Raw genomic sequence first — 18056 nt, 5'->3', positions numbered from 1 at the left:
CCTGACTTTGTACCTATAGGCTCTAAGTGAATGGAAGCTATCATATTGATTTATATTAAAGGATTAAATAAATATGCTGGCAAAAATTCTATTAAACTTTTCTGAAGATGAACTATTAAGTTTTCTCCCAAAAAACTCAATAAATTTCGCACTTCAACTTGATGCAAAAGATAATCAGATATCTGAAAGTAGCTCCTATAATAAAAACAAGCTGGCCGGTATAGTCGCGAGTGTTAAACAGGTCGACTTTATTTTTGATTCGCAATTGCGCAATAAACTCATTGATCGTTTATCTGCAGAGCAGTTAGCTGAGCTGTTTCCAAGCTTTGGACTTGAAGCAAAAAATGTTACCCCAAAATACTATGATGCGATAATAAGTTGGGCTGATGATAACCCTGATAAATTTGCTGATTTACTAGAGCTTTCTGCATTGTATGAAAGTCAATTAGAGCAAGATAATGGCTTAGAAAGCATAACGTGTATTGAGCCAAATTATGGGCTTTATCCTTATCAGCAAAACATTAGTAAACAGGTCTTTTCTCAGCTTAACCAAGAAAAAAAACGTGTCTTAATTCACTTGCCAACAGGGGCTGGTAAAACACGCACGGCAATGAATATAGCTGCCGAACATTTAAGGCAGTCTGAAAATAACTTGGTACTTTGGCTTGCAGACCGAGAGGAACTTTGTTCTCAAGCATATACTGAGTTTGCGAAAGCTTGGCAATCTTTAGGTAACAGGTCTACTTCTCTTTATGGCTTTTATTCAAGCTCCACAGAAAGTCTAAGTGGTATTGATTCTGGGTTTGTTGTGGGTGGTTTACACAAGTTTTTAAGTCTACGAAAAAGTGATTCTAGACAATTACAACTTTTATATAGCAAGTTGGCTGAAAAAGTAACATTAGTAATTTTTGATGAAGCCCACAAGGCCGTAGCTCCTAAGTTTCAAGAAGTTGTTCAAGACTTTATTGATGACAAAGCATTTCACGCTGACTTAATTGGTTTAACTGCCACTCCTGGCAGAAGCTACTCTGAAGATGGGCTATCCGAAGAAGATGCTCGTTTAGCTAATTTTTTCTACAACAATAAAGTTTCTATGCAAATATCAGGTTATCTATCCCCAATAGATTACTTGGTTGAAAAGGGTTATCTAGCTAAAGCAAACTTTAAGTCGTTAAACTATGACCACTCCGGTATTGCTGCATATGAACTAAGAGATGCAGGCGGTGTAGAAACAATGACGACGTTAGCAAATAACATAGAGCGAAATCGTCAGATCCTCAGTGCTATTATTGATGAATGTAAGCTTGGGTCACAAATCATTGTTTTTGCCTGCACCGTTGATCACGGAATTAACCTTGCCACTGCACTTGCTTATCAAGGTATAAAAGCAGCTTCTATTGATAGTAAAAATGACACAGTAGAGAGCCGCAGAGCAAAAATAGCGCAATATAAAAATGGTGAGCTACAAGTTCTTGTTAATTTTAATGTACTAACAGCAGGATTTGATGCACCTAAAACTAACGTTACTGTAATTGCTAAGCCAATGAACTCCTTAGTTCAGTATTTGCAAATGGCGGGCCGTGCTATGCGTGGCTATAAAAGCGGCGGTAACAAAGAATGCAATATTTATACAGTAATGGATAACATACCTGAGTTTCAAAGTATTAGCCTCGCATTTGGTTATTGGAATGATATGTGGGCAGAAAAGGATATAAACTAATGAGTAATAGATTTTTAAGTGCTGAGACTGTTATTGAGTCATTAAGGGATAATGGTTACAACAATACAGCATACGCTTTAGCTGAACTTATCGATAATAGCTTACAAGCAACGGCCACCCGTGTAGAAGTTGGTTTTATAGAAGAACAACTAAAAGCCCGTAAAAATTATACCGTATCAGAAATCTCCCTTTGGGATAATGGTGTGGGTATGGATATCGATACTCTTAGAGTTGCTATGCAATTTGGTGGCGGTACACACCGTAAAGATACGGGCGGTATGGGTAAGTTTGGTATGGGTTTACCAAATTCATCCATTTCACAGTGTAAGCGCGTTGATGTATGGAGTTGGCAAGCCGGTGGGGAGCCTCACCACACTTATTTAGATGTTGATGAAATGAAAAGTGGTGCGCTTGAAGAAGTGCCAATGCCCACCGCAAAAGCAATTCCAACCAAGTACGAAAAAGCATTTTTTACTAAAAGACCAGAATCTGGCACATTAATTATTTGGTCCAAGCTTGACCGCTTAAGCTGGAAAACGGGAAAATCCATTTACCGTCATTGCGAACATTTAGTAGGTCGTATGTATCGTAATTTCATTAGTGATGACAACATAAAAATAGAAAGCATTACTTATCGTAAATCAGCTGACGAAAGGCTTGATGTTTACGATAAAGAAACCTTTAAAGCTAATGACCCTATGTATCTCAAAAAGAATACTTCACTACCAGAATTACCTGGTAGTTATAAAAATGAAGCGTTTTTTGAAAAAATGGATGAAGAAGTAATATCTGTTGAGTACATTGATGAAAATGGTGAGCCTAAACGAGATGATGTAACTGTTATCACCTCAATGGTTAAAAAGAATATATCAAATCGTATTTTAAAGGATACTGTTGGCAAGTTAGGCGGTACTACTTGGGGTAAGCATTGCAGCAAAAATGTTGGGGTTTCAATTGTTCGTGCTAATCGAGAGTTAGTTTTAAGAGATTCATTCTTAACTTCTGCTTTAAGAGAAAGTAAAGGGCGTTTTATTGGTATTGAAGTATCCTTCCCGCCAACGCTTGATGCTGTGTTTGGTGTAACGAATAATAAGCAAGATGCAATTCGTTTAATTCCTTATGAAATGAAAACTATTTTTACTCAAGCAGGATTCGATTCTGAGCAAGAGTACTTAAGAGACTTAGAAGAAAACTCAGACTCTTTATTACAAGTATTAAAAGTCGTTGCCGTTATCAAAAAGCAAGTGTCAGCTCTTACTAAAGCATTAGATACAATTAATGTAGATGGTAAAGCCGTAAAAGGTGATGAGCCTAAAACTGTTTCTGAAGGTGCTGCATCTAAAGCAACACAAGGCTCTGCACATCGTGAGACTCATGGCCATAAGACTAAAGAAGAAACACCAAAAGAGCTAAAGAAGGAAGATGTTGTTGACCACCTTAAAAAAGCCGGTGGAATGAGTGATGAAGAAGCTGAAGAAAAAGCTGAGCGACTCATCCTTACAGGAAACCGTTTTTTAATCGAAGACGTAGCACGAGATTCTGAAGCCTTTTTTGACGTATCAACAAGTAAAGGTTTAACGCTTGTATTATTCAATACCAACCACGTTTTTTATCAAAAGCTGGTCAGTAAGCTAGATGGTGATGAACTTGAAATCATGCAAACTACAATTGCAGGTTTTGCACGAGTGATGAATGAAACTACAGATGAGAGACGCTTAGCCTATTTAAATACTATTCGCCGAGAATGGGGTTTAGTTATTAGTGAATTTCTTCAAGGCCCAGAGGATGATGAGTTGGATGATTTTTAATGTCGAGCTTAATCTCAAATACTGAGCTTACAATTCAGCTCGAAGAGTTATTACCTAGCTGTAAAAATTTAACTATAATATCTGCTTTTATGACCCAACCAGCGACTCGCTGGTTGGGTCAATTAACTTCTAACAACAAACCTAAAGTTCACTTGGTAGGTCGTTTTACACCGATTGATTTTGCAAAGGGTGCAAGTGACTTAAATGCACTGCGAGATTGTATTAACAACGGCTACCAAGTCAAAGCACTCGTAAATCTGCACGCAAAAATTTATCAAATAGATCACGATACTATTTTTAATGGTAGCGCTAATTTAACGGGCAAAGGTTTAGCGTTAGTTAATAATGGTAATTTAGAGTCGTGTAGTAGAGTAAATGCCTGTGAACAATCCAAAGCATTTATTAATAAAATAGTTGAATCAGCCACTGATTTATCACTAAATATGCTTGATAAAATGCAGAGTTTTTTAGAACAACTTGATAATGCGCCTGAAACAGAGTTACCTGCGGTATGGCCTGAAGAGATATTGCCACAAACAACAGAGCTGTTTGTATCAGACTTTCCTTTATCGAAACCTGGGGAGTATTGTGAGATATATAGTATTAACCCATCACTTGAATTTGCTGTTATCGAAAAAAACAAATTAAATTTTGACGATGCACAAACGCTATTTAAAAATTCAAAAGCATACTGCTGGTTAAAAGCTACATTGATCGCTAATGAAGGAAATAGAGACCTTGGTTTTGGTCAAATATCGAGTTTATTACATGACGCCTTATGTGATGATCCTGCTCCATACCGTAGAGATATAAAAGATATTCAAGCTAATTTATATGAGGCTATAAAAATATATGCTAAAGACGAAATGGAAATATACGTTCCAGGCAGAAGAAGTGAAGTGATCAAATTAATTAAAGGAATGATATGAAAAATAAAATAAAAGATGTTTTTGAAGCCGATTCCTACAGTACATTTGAGGTATTAGCGCAGTCAGGGGTCGCTTATCAAGTACCTGACTATCAAAGAAGTTATAGTTGGAAAGAAGAAAATATTTATAGACTCTTTGAAGATATTTGTCATGGAATAGAAGGGCTTAAAAAGGAGCCTACTACTTTATCTTTTTTCGGAGCAATCATTGTTACTAGGGTAGATTCATCCCCCGATATGCCGAGTACTATACTTTCTATCGTAGATGGACAGCAGAGGTTAACAACTATTGTTCTAATCCTTACAATTTTGCATGAAAATATTAGAACTAAATCACATAAATTAACTTCCAAACTAAATAATAAGCCCTTCACTGATGAGATAAAAAAAACATTACAAATATTGAAAAAATGTATCTTTGATGATCATGCTATGTCTGATGATGTTTATGATCTTCAACCAATAATCACGAGAGATACAGATATTTGGGGTAATGAAAAGCATGATTGCTCTTATCGTTCTGCGGTTTCTTTTTTGCTTCATGAATACGCAAAACATATTTTTGACAACAAAACAGAAACGTTTACTTTTAGGTTAGTTGGTAATAAAGATGATAATGGAAAGGTAGAACTGAATTCTAGACTTGCATATATTCAATCACTTCTTAATAAAATGGTTAGTGAAGAAGCTGAAGATAATTATCTTCACATAGAAAATATTCTATCTTTATCATTTAGTAAAAATATTCAAGAACAATTATATAAATACCATGAAGAGATGGTTGGACTAGAATCATCATTCGCCAATTTACAAAATGAAGAGTACAAAAGCGTACTTTTATCAATATTATTAGGAAAATACATCACCGATAAAGTAGTTCTAACGAAAGTTGTGACTTCTGATGAGTATGCCTTTGAAGTATTCGAATCCTTAAATGCTACTGGTGAGCCCTTAACTGCAATTGAAACATTTAAACCTAAACTTATTGGTGTAGTAAATACGTTAGAAAATAATAAAAAAGGGTTTTATGTTTCAAATACGAAAGTGCATTTTTCAATTGTTGAGGAGTATATTGGAAATAAAGGAGAGGAAGAGAAGCAAGTTATTACTCAAAATTTACTTATTAGCTTTGCACTATTGTATTCCGGAGAAACAATTGGAAAGAATTTATCGGTTCAAAGGAAGTACCTCAGGGATCAAGTAGAAACACTAAAATCTGAACAGGAAATCTCTGAGTTTATTTTTAACCTTAAAGAGTTAGTGTTATTTAGAAAAGAAATTTGGGAAGCTACTGAATTAAATAACTCTTTAAATGGTTGTCCAGATAGAGATGTTGTATTAACAAGTATTGAATTTTTAAGAAGTGCTAATAAAACTTTAACTGTTCCTATTTTAACTAGATATTATATTGCTGCTAAGCAATCAGGTGATTTCAGTACGTTTTCTCAAATAACAAAAGCTATTACCGCATTTACACTGATCTGGAGGGTAGCATTTAGCGGGACAAATAGGATTGACCATGCATATAGAGAGATAATGTCCCATGGTTATAAAAAGAAGAAGAGTATAAAGGTGGCTGAAGTAGATAAGCCTTTAAACTTCAATCATAGTTCCTTGCCTACTATAGAAGAGTTTTGTTGTGTACTTAAAGCCCACCTTGAAGCTAAAAAGATAGGTACCTTTGATGAGTGGTTCAAATACACTAAGAAGTCTAATATTTATAAAGCTTCAGGTCCAATTGCAAAAATGTTTCTTTTATTAGCCAATAACAAAACACAGTGGAATGAAAACAAAGAAATACTTGAACGAACAGCAAGGTCTAATGTTAATGAGTTTATGACTTTAGATGTTTGGCATTCAAAACGTTCTGCAACGATTGAGCATACGGCTCCTCAGAATGTAAATAGTACAAGCACTTGGGATCCCGCTATTTACGATGATTTAGATACAATAAATACTATAGGTAACCTTACTTTACTTCCGAAAAAAGAAAATTTAAATGTAGCAAATAAGAATTGGGATCAAAAGAAGGCTTATTTTAATTGCTTTACTCAAAGGTGCGAAACTACACTTTCTGGTGCGATTACAGCTGCAAGTAAAGTAGGTTTAAACATACCTGAAAAAGTAAAAAAGGATCTTTTAGTTAGCGATTATTTAGATTTTTTAACTCCCCTTGTTCAAGAAAAATCTTGGGATTTAAAAGTAATAGAAAAAAGAACTAAAAATCTTAGTGAACTATTGTGGAGTGAGGCTGATTCATGGCTAAACCTTAAGTAAACTAAGGGTGATTTTTAAGCTAATAAAAGTAACCGGTACCCGGCTACTTTTATTTTCTTAGCGTTCAAGTCACTAAGTAGTTTATTTAAACTATATGTAGTATTTATGTCAATCATAACTTCATTACAAAGGAGTTTATTAAACGCCTTTTGTTTTTTGTAATCGTCAAACGTATCGTCAATGTAATCAATTTTATTGAGAAGTAGAGGGCGTTTTTCTTCGATTACATAATCAAAAAAATCAACGTCTTGCTCTGCCATTTTTATTTTTACGCGCTCTTTTAACTGTGGAAGAGGTGAGTCATAAAATCCTTCATAACCAAGTAGTGTTACCTTACCCGAATGTATGTGAATTTTAATAAGCTGAATATCATCAAGCTCACCATACATTTGTAGGGCCGCGCCAATATATACGCGTAGCACAATTGGTAATAAGGTAATAAAGTCTTTGTGTAGCGTTAGCGCATGAGGTTGGCCGTTTTCAAAATCGACTTTACCTGCGGGTAATATTTTTTCTGCTTCTAGGCATAAAGACTCAATTAATGCGCTATCTGCTATTTGAAAGAGCAGTTCAGTGGCTTGGTTTTGTGCAATTTTGTAAGTATCGAAGAATGCTTTTATATCACGCTTTAAGTCTTCTGGTTGTTGAGTGTAAGGCTTCCGCTTTTCAAACATGGCAAGTGCAAAGTAGAGGAGTAAATCTTCTTTACGCATGGTTTCTGCTGTTTTTAGCTCGTCTTCTTCAAACCATTTTAAAACGAGTTGCAGTGCTTTTTTATTAGAGCCTATCACTTCTTTTATTTTGTCACTTTGCGCAAACTCATTGTTTGCTGGGCAGCGGCCAAGGGTTAAGCATGTGAGCCAAAACGATTCAAAAAGCTGCTGGTGCTGGGTAAATAAAATTCGTGCTTGTTCTTCATTTACGGGTTCTGGTGCTGTTAGGTGTTGCCACTTATAAGTACGTTTATGGCGGTTTTGTAAAAAGTGTTGTTCAAGCTGCTTATCTTTAAATATGTAATAAATACCAGGAGCCACAGCAATCGCGTTTTCGTCAACGCTCATTTCTATAAACGCTTTAAGCTCAGCTTGCGTATAGTATTTTTGAAAAGTATTCCGGCTTGTAATCACACCGTCTTTATATGGCTGAAACTGATTCACAAGTGATTCGTTACCTAACATTGCAGATACAACCAATAACTTTTGCGAAAGTTCCCATGCACCTAATAGTGCTTCTATCCGCTCGTCGCGGTCTTCTATTACATTTATTACAAAACCAATATTTACAATGTCAGAAATAACTTTGTCCGCATCAGGACGATAGTTTAGATCCCAACCTAGGGCATCTATTCCGTGCGCTTCGAGCTCTCGTAAATCATCACCTCGGCCACAACCGTAATCAAAAATTGAATAGTCGCCATTTAAAAAGCCATTTTTAGCTAATGTTTTTAGAGGGGCAGAAAGTTCATGGCGAACAATTGCAGTTAAATGCCTGTCTATAGTTTTATCGTCATCAGGACTTTGTACAGTAGAGCTACGAAACAAACGCCCATCAACGAGTTCATATCCTTTTTTAGCAATCAAACGCTCCCACGAACCTTTAAAGCCGATCATACGAGTGTTTTCGTATAAGCCTGCCTGCTCACCTTCAGCTGTTACATCACAAAATAATTGATAGTGCTTATTAGTTGGCGAAACCATGGTTTCTTTTCGGTGCAAAATAGGTGGGTTTTCGCTGTTATCGTAATTAGTGATTTTATGACTAAGCTTTGCTAAATCAACAGTAACACTTTGCTTTAGTGCCGGGTATGAGTCTTCATAAAAAGAAGGGTAACTTAAAAGCGAAAGCCTGAAGTCGTTTTTAAATAGCTTTATAAGATCGTAATCGGCTTCATCTACTTTAAGGGCTTGAGCAACAACTTTAATAAATTTGATTAATTCTGCAGGGGCATCAGTAAATGCATCTTTGTGAAAATAAATGGCATCAGGTAGCTTTTTGGCTGTTTTTACTTTTTTTACAAGTTGCTTAAATTGCTCTGCGTTCATAAATTAATAATTTGCTAAGTGAAGTGCCTGCACTTTACAGGGGCTAAGTGTATCCAAACTATATAACTCATCTTGTTGATTTACAATGCAAGGGCATTCAGCAATGTAGAAGTCGATACCGTTAGGCGTTTTTATGCTCCGCAAATAAACGGGCACTATTGGCATAGACGAGGGCAGCTTTTGTAATAGGCTTAAACTAGGGTAAAGCAGTTTATGTTTGGCTAAAGAATCAAATTTATTGCCATGCTTTGCCTCAATCACAAATAAGTGTTCTTTACCGTTTCGCTTAGCAACAAATACAGCATCGATTTCAACTTGGCCATTTATATGCTCAAGAACGACGTTTTCGTTAGCGAGTGGTTTAAAGTTAAACGTAAATGTACTTTGCCCCGTTGCAGGCACAACTATTGTTTTATCATCTTCGAGGTTAAGCGCTTCAGCCATTAACCCTGATGCTATAGCTAGATTTACAACTGAGGTTTCAGTTACTTTTGGCAGTAGTTGAAAAGCAAATAAGCTGCGAATAGAAACATTAGGTAAAAATAACTCTGGCTGTAATTGACTAAAGAGAGATACATCGTCAAAAAAGAAAGTCTTCACATCATTCGTTTTCACAAGCGAAAAGTAAGTTTGATTAGAAGCAGGGCGAGAACCGAGCCTCAACACCATCGTATTTTGGTCTTTTAAAACTTTAGGCAGTTCTTTGATTGAGTCTATAGATATTGAAGCTGCGGTGTTTGCTTTTAAATTATTAGCGCTCACATAGTCTTGGAAGCCTTGAGGAATAGATACTACCTGTTCTTTGGCTTGCATTTCTTGCAGTAAATCGTGAAAAATCACTTATTGATCCTTGATTTCAATATAATAAAAATAAGCACGACCGCGCTTTTCAAACTTAAGCTCGCCACGCTCGCGGCGGTGCATTAACTCGCAGCCTGATATTTTTAGATGTTTAATGGCCTCTTTACTCGAAAGCCATTTGCCTTTTTGATCTTGATTAGCCATTTAAGTTACTCAAATTATGTATAAATTTAATATACATAACTCTTGGTGCATCGACAAATTTATTCAAGTAACGTTAATTTCTGTTGATTTATTCAAGCAATATCAATAAGGTATGGTCATAAAAATTTTAAAGGTATAGCAATGGATGCTAGCAGAAACTCACCAAATACAACTTCTAATGAAAAACAGCTCAACTTAGTTTGCCCCTGCTGTTCTGAAGAAAGCTCTTTAGAATACGGAAACCATATTACTTGTAGTAAATGTGCAAAAACGTTTGCAGGCCACACCTATAAAAAATTTAAGAAGCCGCTTTTAACAGCTAAAGTCGCACTATTAATAGGAGCTGTGGGTGCGTATAAGTTAGATAGAGAGTTACTTGAGCCTAGTCGCTACTCGACCGGTGCTATTGTTGAAATAGTTAGTTTTTGTTCTAACCCTCAAGCAAAAATTAGTAAAAAAAATTTACGCGTTAATGCCAGGATGTGTATTTGCGCATTAGATGAAACAATGAAAATTGTACCTGAGGCGGAGTTATCGTCAAACAAGAAGAAATTTATTAACACTTTTGTTAGTAAGTTAAGTCAATGTAGATAGCGATACTTGCGTATCGCTAAAGGTACTCTTTTTATTTCGATTTTGGTGGATTATTACCTCTGCCCGGGCCCGAAGGGTTCCCTGTTTTACTAGGTCCATTATTTGGGGCTGGACGTGAAGTTTGCTGGTTATTTGCAGCAGCTCTTTGAGCTCGTGCAGCAAAACCGCCTTTTTCAACTAAGCCATTGTTAGCTTTTGCCTCGGCAGCTTGGATTCGTGCAGCGGCACTTTGATTCATGTTTTTCATAATATTACCTTTGTTTAGTTTAAGGAATGCTCTTCGCTTTGAGAGCAAAATCATCATAAATAAGGTGTTGGGACAAACTGGGACAGAAAATGGAAAAACACGAAGAATTACAAAATAAAATTAAAACTATTATTAAAGAACTTGGTTTAAGCCAAAAAGAAATGGCCAAGCGAGTTTATTGTGAGCGCTTTGAAGATGATGACACAGAAGAAATTAATAAGTTTGTTGAAACTTTTCGCCAAAATTTAAAACGAAAAGCAAAACCAGAGCTACTCGAAAGTTATTTAGCCAATATCGCAAATTTACGTGAATTTAAAAATTCCGATTTAGCCATTTCTAATCCCTTAGATCTTGGTTTTATATCTTTAGATGTAAAAAGAGCACTGCAAGAAGTATCTAAGGAACTAATAAATAATATAGATTCAGAAGGTAGTAAGCTTTAGCCTGACAAATTACTCGTCTTACATGGCGTTTACGTTCATATCAATTGAGGGTTTTAGGAAATAGCAAAATGCTCGGGGCGCCGAGAGCTGACGAATGATCAAAGTATATGGGTGTCGTATGTTTGCTATATTTTATCTAAGCAACGAGAGTAATTAATATGACAATAGCAAGTAAAGTAACCACAAGAATAAATCGCTCTAAGCGTTATGTTTTTGAGCGCGCTGATTTTGCTGATATTGCAGGTTACGACCAAGTTGGCCGTGTTTTAAAAAAGCTGGTTGATAGTGGCCAATTGTTACGTATTGGTTATGGGCTTTATACCAAAGCGCGCGTAAATCGCATTACTGGTAAGTTAATGCCAGCATCACCTGCGGGTGCAGATGGAGTCATTTTAGAGGCTATTGAAAAACTGGGCGTTGAGTATAAGTTTGATGAATTTTCACAACGCAGCCTTAATGGTGAAAGTTTACAAGTTCCCGCTTCATTTAAAATAATGACCAATAGCCGGTTTAAGCGTAAAATTGTTGTAAATAATAGCGCTATCAATGCGCGAGTCACCGAGAGGTGACGAATGACAAATAAAAATATCAGGAATATTTTTGAACAGCTTTGCTGAAAGGCGACGAGCGACGAGCATTAAACGCTACACTTTTTGCGTCAGTAAGCTGCACGCCTACAGCATAAATAACCCCTTAACCTAACTTAACAATATCACCTTGTAAGCATGGCGTTTGATCAATTACGCTCTGTATTAAAGTAATTAACTGACTTGCCGTTTTACTTGGCTGGCGTGTGTTATGCCATAGGGCATAAATAGGCCTGTTTGCAAAAGCTGGCTGCAATTCAATATAGTCAAAAGCCTGTTTGTCAGTAATACAACTAATTTCACTCATAGGTAATAAACCAACCCCATTACCTTCTTCAACCATTTTTCTGGCTATTGTTATATCAAAGCAATAACTTATATCGCAGTAGAGCTCTGTTAGTTTGTTAAGCATGCCCGTTGGTAACTGAGTTTGAGTGTAAGGTAAAATTAGGCGAGTTTGCGGTGCATCTTTTTTACTGACCAACTTAATTGCAATAGCGCCTAAGCGTTTTTGATAATAACTAGAGTCTTGTTGGTGGCCTATGCGAATAGCGAGGTCAAAGCGTTGTTGGCTCAACTGACTATTGGCATTACTCGGTGATATGTGAAAATTGAGCGAAGGATTATCTTTTATAAATGTATTTAGCGCAGGCATAAGCAGATCTGCAATGATGTTCTGTGGGCATAATAAATAAAAAGTATTGCTGCTATTGCTATCACAATTAAGGGCGGTTATTTGGTTATTAAGCGCTAGCACTGGATCTGCAAGCGATGCATAGAGCTGCTCTCCCTTTGCTGTTAGTACAATTCCTCGTGCTGTACGTTGCAATACTGGCTCTGTTAATTTGGTTTCAAGTGCTTGAATACGTCGCGATAGAGTCGATAAATTTAAGCCTAAGTCTTTTGCTGTTTGGCTCATACTTTTACGCCTAGCTACCTCTATGAATAAATGAATGTCATCAAGCATTTCTGTTTCTCAATCTTAGTTTGCATTTTTGTGAGTATGGAAGCCCCAAGCTTTTGAATATAGTAACGCCAAGGAGGAAATATGAAAATTCATTTTATATTTACATTGGCATTTTCGTTCATGATGTCGTTTTTACTATCTGCATGGGTGACCTACGTTAATTTAGGTTTTAGTGACACATTTGTGCAAAGTTGGCTAACTGCATTTATTAATGCCTGGCCTGCGGCTTTTTTAGTGGCCTTTACCGTAGCACCGCCGATCCGTTCTGTGGTTATTAAATTAATTAATAAGGATTAAAGATGATCAATATAGTGGCAAAAATAACACCTCAAGCTTCATTGTTTGATGACTGTAAAGGGCGTTTACAGCAAATTTTAAAGCCTACACAGGCTGAGGTTGGCTGTATTCGATTTGAGCTATACAGCAATAGTGAGCAAACCTGCTTGTTTTTAGTCGAACAATTTACGTCGCAAGCCGCTTTGGATACGCATTATTCACAGCCTTATGTAAAAGAGGTATTTGCATTTTATGAATCTGCGTTGGCAAAACCGGTAGAAGTAAATAAATTAGTCGCGATTGAGCAAGATTAGTTTGTTGTGTACCTCATTGGAGTGGGGGAATGTGTGATCCTCGGGCGCTGACAAGTTTCCAGAGGGCGGTCGGCGCTTTAATTTAAACGCTACGTTTTTCGCGTCAGCAAGCTTAACGCCTTTGGTGGTAAAGGTGCTAGGCTTTAGGGAAGTGACTAGGCGCTAGGCTGAATATAGCCCGTCGCTCGCAGCTTTAGTCTTCTCATTTACCCTCATTCACTGCTCTTTGTGCAAATAGATCTTTTAGTGATTTATTCACAAAGAGGTCATGAGACGCTGCGCTGATGAGGTATAACGAAAAGGTTCTAGGGGCTAGGGAAGTGACTAGGAGCTAGGATTAGCCCGTAACCATGGCTTTTCTTTTTACCTTCTCTGTGTAGCGAAGCGCCTCGGTGAGCTCGGTGGTAAAATTGGTTTTAAAACAATCACAGCTAAAGCTGGTTCCTACAAAGTAAAAGATGCTAGGAGCTAGGGTTAACCCGCAGCATGTTGCTCGAAACCCGTTGCTATTTCAACTCGTTAACTTTACTCTTTCAAACTCGCAAACTCGCAAACTCGCAAACTCGCAAACTCGCAAACTCGCAAACTCCACAATGAGGCAATTAAACTTAATATTCGCCTCACTATATGAGGCAAATAGTAAGTGTTGAAAATTTCTAATTGAAAGTCTTACCATGAGTGTAAAAAATGGTACGATATCCCTAAATTAACTACATTGATGTATATATGATTAAACGGATTTTGTTTGCAATTAGCTTAGTTTTAAGCGTTAGTACAATGGCCGCAGGGCAATATTCCCAAGCACAATGTGACCGCATCAAAGCTGAACGAGAAAATATTCGTGACAGAATGAGATCAAGCTATAGCGCAAAAGAAGGAGAGCGGTTACGTAAGCGCTCTACTGCGTTATTTGAACAACTGGGGCGCCACTGTAAAAGCCCAACTCGTGCAGGCAGCCGCTCAGGCTCACGTACTTATGTACGTTCATCGGCAAATGATCTTTTAAATAAAAAGGTCCATGACTCCACGGTTTATAGCAAAACATACGACAGTGATAGTAAGCGTCTGCAATGGAATAACTTTTATCAACACCCTGATCGTTGTCGTAAAAAACAAATGCAGCAAGCTGACTTTGTTTGGTGTAGTGAAAACCGTGCCGAACAACGAGCAAAATTTGAAGCGCAGTGGCAGCCACCGACTAAAGTAAACATGCACTTGCATAAACCTGAGGTTACTAAGCCTCAAGTGAATTCGATAGCAGTACCAGTAATTAATCACTCTATGATGCTAACACCTGTATCGAATGTGAATACTTCTTTGATGTCTACCTCTTATGAAGAGGAAAAAGTTAACTACAAAATTTGGCAATTAGTAGTTGTTGGCTGTTTAGCATTTATTGGTGTGTTCGGGTTTTACCGCTGGTTTAAAAATTAGTAAAAGGTACAAGGTTCTAGGAAGTGACTAGGTACTATTGGTGTAAAAACATATTTTTGGTGGGAACAGGCTTTAGCCGTGATGCTGTTTTAGGTTATGTGTTAAAAGCCAATCGGCGCTAAAGCGCTCTCCTACATCGCACTAAGCCAGCCGCGTTTTCTTCTCATTTACCCTCATTCACTGCTCTTTGTGCAAATAGATCTTTTAGTGATTTATTCACAAAGAGGTTATGAGACGCTGCGCTGATGAGATGATAGGTTCTAGGAAGTGACTAGGAACTAGGGTCTATCGGTGTAAAACTTTAGCCGTGATGCTGTTTTAGGTTGTGTGTTAAAAGCCAATCGGCGCTAAAGCGCTCTCCTACTAATGTAGATCGTGCTTTTTACTTCTCGGTGTAGCGCGCAGCGCCTCAGTGGTAAAATTTGTTTTAAAACAATCACAGGCAAGATAAAGGCGTTAGGTTTTAGGGAAGTGACTAGGAGCTAGGATTAGCCCGTCGCCGTTTTTCAACTCGTTAACTTTACCCTTTTAAACTCGCCAGCTTTATTTTCATCTAGTTAATTTAAATTTACTTATGGGGTTTAATTAAATTTCAACTATCCATAAGTAAAATATAATTCTCTTATGGTCTGGTTAATTTGTTCTTCAAACTAAAAGTAAAGCAATGTTGACTTTTGGAGTTGAATTTCTAAAATCAATTGTATAAGTAAACTATAGTTGACTAATGATGAATGATACACCAGTAAAAAAAACCTTAGGTAGAGTGGTTAAAAGCACTGAAATGCCTGAGCTTTCTAAGCCATTTTCACCTATGCAGCTGGCTAAAGCCATTACTGCAAAACGAACCGGTATGAAGCTTACATTAGTTGATGTATCACAAGCACTTGCTATTTCTAAGCCAACCTTAATAAAAATAGAAAAAGGCGATGTAACCGTGCAACTGCATAATGTACTAAAAGTTATGGAGTATTTAGGGTTGTCGTTTAGCCTTGTTAGCGACGATATAGCTCACAGCAATGAAGAGGTGAGCGATGAACAGTGGTACTAAACCAGCTCGTTTAGATGTGTTTATTGGTCAATCGCAAAAGGTGGCTGAGGTAACATTAGCAGCAGGCTCTGAAAATGAGATTTCATTTACTTATGAGGCTAATTGGGTCAACCAGGGTTTTGCAGTTTCACCACACTTGCCACTCAATGGCGATTTTGACTCAGCGCCTCGGTTATAAAGTTTGTTTTAAAACAATCATATGCAAGTTAAAGGTGCTAGGTTCTAGGAAGTGACTAGGCGCTATCGGTGTAAAAACATATTTTTGGTGGGAACAGGCTTTAGCCGTGATGCTGTTTTGGTTGTGTGTTAAAAGCCAATCGGCGCTAAGCGCTCTCCTACTAATGTAGATCGTGCTTTAGCGCGTCAATTTTCGCCCGTGGCCAATGGTTTTTTCTTCTCGGTGGTGAATAATACTTTAATACAATCACGGCTGAAGCCGTTTCCTACGGTCGCAAAAGATGCTAGGGTTTTTGTACAAACTGGAAGCACGTAGCTCGCAGCCCGATATTCGTAGCTTTATACGGCATCTAGTAAAGATAGCGCTGATATAGCGGCAACGAATTTGCGGTGTGGTCTGAACACATTTAATTAATCATTCGATTTGATGTTCACCAGATCATTATTTTACTAACTAAGGAGAGGTATTTAATGACAAACTTGGCGTGCGAAGAGATAAAAGCATTTGTGCCAGCAAAGAATTTTCAATTAAGTTGGCAGTTTTATTCTGATCTCGGTTTTGAGCTTTCCTGGCAAGGCGCTGATATTGCTTGCTTTTTTCATGGAGATTGCAGCTTCTTATTGCAGGACTTTTATAATCAAGCGCATGCTGAGAATTTTATGATGCACTTGTTGGTAAAAGATGTGGATGCATGGCATCAGCATTTAATCGCGCAAGGTATAGCAGAAAAATACCAAGTGAAAATAACAGAGCCATTCGTACAGCCTTGGAATATAAAGGATTTTGTTATTTACGACCCGGCTGGCGTATTATGGCGAATTGGACAAAGCCTTGACTCAGCCTGATTTAGTAAACCAAGTTAGTAAATGCGTGATCTGTGAGCCAGAGTTGCCACTGGGAGCTCGCCCTGTTATTCAATTTAATCCCAGTGCTAGAATACTGATTGCTGGGCAAGCGCCGGGTCTTAAGGTGCATCAAAGCGGTAAACCGTTTGATGACGCCAGCGGTAAGCGGTTGCGTGAATGGTTAGGTTTAACTGAGCAGGTGTTTTACGACGCAAGTAAAATAGCTATTTTACCTATGGGCTTTTGCTACCCCGGCAAAGGTAAATCAGGTGATTTACCACCGCGTAAAGAGTGCGCTCCTGCATGGCGCGAACAGCTGCTAACGGCCTTGCCCAATATAAAGTTAACGATAGTGCTCGGTAAATATGCACAGGCTTATCATATACCACAAAGCAAAAATATGGCGTTAACTGAGTTAGTAAAATCGTGGCGTGAGTATTGGCCTGCTATACTTCCTTTACCTCATCCAAGTCCGCGCAATAATATTTGGTTGAGTAAGAATCCATGGTTTGCAGCTCAAGTGTTACCAGAGCTTGGCAAACAGGTTGCAAGCGTATTAGCGCACGAGGACAATTGATGATCAACACACAGTTTGAGCGAACGGGTTACTTTCATGTGCCGGGGTTTTATAGTGCAGCAGAGCTTAGCCAAGTGCGCGACGTGGTGACGTGTTTTCATCAGTTATGGGTGGCGGATAATCAATCGTTTTATAATAGCAATGCGGTAAATAGCGCTTATTTAACGGCAAATACTTACCTTGATGAAGCGCAACGTATGGTGCTGTTTAAGTTTATTGCTAGTCATAAATTAATGGCGCAAGTGGATTCGATTTTAACGGATGCGGCCTTTATTAATACGCAGTTATTTTTTAACCCGGTTAACCCAGAGCAAGCCAATTACTGGCATCGCGATATGCAATACCATTTAAATTTAGACGAACAACAAGCCGCGCTGACAGGGCCTGAGGTATTGCATTGTCGTGTTGCCCTTGAAGATGAGCCCGGTATTGAGTTGGTGCCAGGAACACATCGGCGCTGGGATAGCCAAGTTGAGTTAGATACGCGTTTAGCCCTTGCGCCCCGTAAGCCTAGCGATGATTTAGCATCGGGTCATACCATAGCAATGAAGGCGGGTGATTTACTTATTTTTTCTGCCAATATGATCCACCGGGGTTTGTATGGTAAGGAGCGCTTGGCATTAGATATTTTATTTTCTGATCCGCAACCTGAGGTGCTGCATTTTGTGCAAGATATTTGTTTACCCAGCCCAGCTATGTTAGCTGAGCTGGATGATGCAAGTGCTTTTGCAATGACCTTACAACATCAATAACCCTTTTTATGCGG

The 18056-nt window shown here is 37.9% G+C and carries 20 protein-coding genes; 15 read left to right on the top strand and 5 right to left on the bottom strand.

Features of this window, described 5'->3' with window-relative positions:
- Positions 1–73 precede the first annotated feature (73 nt).
- The 4 genes from NQT69_RS12610 to NQT69_RS12595 are packed head-to-tail and all read left to right on the top strand — an operon-like array spanning position 74 to position 6733.
- Complete coding sequence (locus tag NQT69_RS12610) at positions 74–1720, top strand: DEAD/DEAH box helicase (RefSeq protein ID WP_256828019.1); 1647 nt, start codon at positions 74–76, stop codon at positions 1718–1720.
- Entirely contained in the window at positions 1720–3528 is a 1809-nt protein-coding gene (locus NQT69_RS12605; protein ID WP_256828018.1) for an ATP-binding protein, read from the top strand. The genes NQT69_RS12610 and NQT69_RS12605 overlap by 1 nt, the downstream gene beginning before the upstream one ends.
- Positions 3528–4457: a phospholipase D-like domain-containing protein gene (locus tag NQT69_RS12600; RefSeq protein WP_256828017.1), complete on the top strand. Its 930-nt coding sequence runs from the start codon at positions 3528–3530 to the stop codon at positions 4455–4457. Before NQT69_RS12605 ends, NQT69_RS12600 begins: the two co-directional genes overlap by 1 nt.
- A complete protein-coding gene (locus tag NQT69_RS12595; RefSeq protein WP_256828016.1) occupies positions 4454–6733 on the top strand; it encodes a DUF262 domain-containing protein in 2280 nt (759 codons plus the stop codon). The genes NQT69_RS12600 and NQT69_RS12595 overlap by 4 nt, the downstream gene beginning before the upstream one ends.
- A gap of 14 nt (positions 6734–6747) precedes the next feature.
- Here NQT69_RS12595 and NQT69_RS12590 read toward each other — a convergent pair whose 3' ends face one another.
- The 3 genes from NQT69_RS12590 to NQT69_RS12580 are packed head-to-tail and all read right to left on the bottom strand — an operon-like array spanning position 6748 to position 9780.
- A complete protein-coding gene (locus NQT69_RS12590) occupies positions 6748–8775 on the bottom strand; it encodes a DNA phosphorothioation-associated putative methyltransferase (protein WP_256828015.1) in 2028 nt (675 codons plus the stop codon).
- Between the two features lie 3 nt (positions 8776–8778).
- Positions 8779–9615, bottom strand: coding sequence for a DUF6997 domain-containing protein (locus NQT69_RS12585; RefSeq protein WP_256828014.1), 837 nt, complete (start codon positions 9613–9615; stop codon positions 8779–8781).
- The gene (locus tag NQT69_RS12580) at positions 9616–9780 is read right to left on the bottom strand and encodes a hypothetical protein (RefSeq protein ID WP_256828013.1); all 165 of its coding nucleotides are present in this window, start codon (positions 9778–9780) and stop codon (positions 9616–9618) included.
- A 141-nt stretch (positions 9781–9921) separates the two neighbouring features.
- On the opposite strand from NQT69_RS12580, the gene NQT69_RS12575 reads away from it, so the two are divergent.
- The gene (locus tag NQT69_RS12575; RefSeq protein WP_256828012.1) at positions 9922–10374 is read left to right on the top strand and encodes a hypothetical protein; all 453 of its coding nucleotides are present in this window, start codon (positions 9922–9924) and stop codon (positions 10372–10374) included.
- A 31-nt stretch (positions 10375–10405) separates the two neighbouring features.
- Here NQT69_RS12575 and NQT69_RS12570 read toward each other — a convergent pair whose 3' ends face one another.
- Positions 10406–10621, bottom strand: a complete 216-nt coding sequence (locus NQT69_RS12570; RefSeq protein ID WP_054452423.1) for a hypothetical protein — start codon at positions 10619–10621, stop codon at positions 10406–10408.
- Between the two features lie 89 nt (positions 10622–10710).
- On the opposite strand from NQT69_RS12570, the gene NQT69_RS12565 reads away from it, so the two are divergent.
- A complete protein-coding gene (locus NQT69_RS12565; protein ID WP_256828011.1) occupies positions 10711–11064 on the top strand; it encodes a hypothetical protein in 354 nt (117 codons plus the stop codon).
- 158 nt (positions 11065–11222) lie between these two features.
- Entirely contained in the window at positions 11223–11633 is a 411-nt protein-coding gene (locus NQT69_RS12560) for a DUF6088 family protein (protein WP_256828010.1), read from the top strand.
- 124 nt (positions 11634–11757) lie between these two features.
- Here the strand turns inward: NQT69_RS12560 and NQT69_RS12555 are convergent, their stop codons facing one another.
- Entirely contained in the window at positions 11758–12618 is an 861-nt protein-coding gene (locus NQT69_RS12555; protein ID WP_256828009.1) for a LysR family transcriptional regulator, read from the bottom strand.
- Between the two features lie 81 nt (positions 12619–12699).
- On the opposite strand from NQT69_RS12555, the gene NQT69_RS12550 reads away from it, so the two are divergent.
- The 8 genes from NQT69_RS12550 to NQT69_RS12515 all read left to right on the top strand — a co-directional run bounded on the left by NQT69_RS12550 (position 12700) and on the right by NQT69_RS12515 (position 18042).
- A complete protein-coding gene (locus NQT69_RS12550) occupies positions 12700–12915 on the top strand; it encodes a DUF2798 domain-containing protein (RefSeq protein WP_256828008.1) in 216 nt (71 codons plus the stop codon).
- Positions 12916–12917: 2 nt separating this feature from the next.
- Entirely contained in the window at positions 12918–13208 is a 291-nt protein-coding gene (locus tag NQT69_RS12545; protein WP_256828007.1) for a putative quinol monooxygenase, read from the top strand.
- Between the two features lie 726 nt (positions 13209–13934).
- Entirely contained in the window at positions 13935–14642 is a 708-nt protein-coding gene (locus NQT69_RS12540) for a hypothetical protein (RefSeq protein ID WP_256828006.1), read from the top strand.
- 724 nt (positions 14643–15366) lie between these two features.
- A complete protein-coding gene (locus NQT69_RS12535) occupies positions 15367–15690 on the top strand; it encodes a helix-turn-helix domain-containing protein (protein WP_256828005.1) in 324 nt (107 codons plus the stop codon).
- The gene (locus NQT69_RS12530) at positions 15674–15868 is read left to right on the top strand and encodes a HipA N-terminal domain-containing protein (RefSeq protein ID WP_256828004.1); all 195 of its coding nucleotides are present in this window, start codon (positions 15674–15676) and stop codon (positions 15866–15868) included. Before NQT69_RS12535 ends, NQT69_RS12530 begins: the two co-directional genes overlap by 17 nt.
- Positions 15869–16338: 470 nt before the next feature.
- Positions 16339–16713, top strand: coding sequence for a VOC family protein (locus NQT69_RS12525; RefSeq protein ID WP_256828003.1), 375 nt, complete (start codon positions 16339–16341; stop codon positions 16711–16713).
- Positions 16700–17290, top strand: a complete 591-nt coding sequence (locus NQT69_RS12520; RefSeq protein ID WP_256828002.1) for a uracil-DNA glycosylase family protein — start codon at positions 16700–16702, stop codon at positions 17288–17290. The genes NQT69_RS12525 and NQT69_RS12520 overlap by 14 nt, the downstream gene beginning before the upstream one ends.
- Positions 17290–18042: a phytanoyl-CoA dioxygenase family protein gene (locus NQT69_RS12515; RefSeq protein ID WP_256828001.1), complete on the top strand. Its 753-nt coding sequence runs from the start codon at positions 17290–17292 to the stop codon at positions 18040–18042. The genes NQT69_RS12520 and NQT69_RS12515 overlap by 1 nt, the downstream gene beginning before the upstream one ends.
- Positions 18043–18056: the final 14 nt, after the last annotated feature.

The sequence above is a fragment of the Pseudoalteromonas shioyasakiensis genome (assembly GCF_024518675.1).
GTDB classification, from domain to species: Bacteria; Pseudomonadota; Gammaproteobacteria; order Enterobacterales; family Alteromonadaceae; genus Pseudoalteromonas; species Pseudoalteromonas shioyasakiensis_B.
Note: the sequence above shows the minus strand (reverse complement) of the source record. Positions and strands in the feature narration are given on the sequence as shown.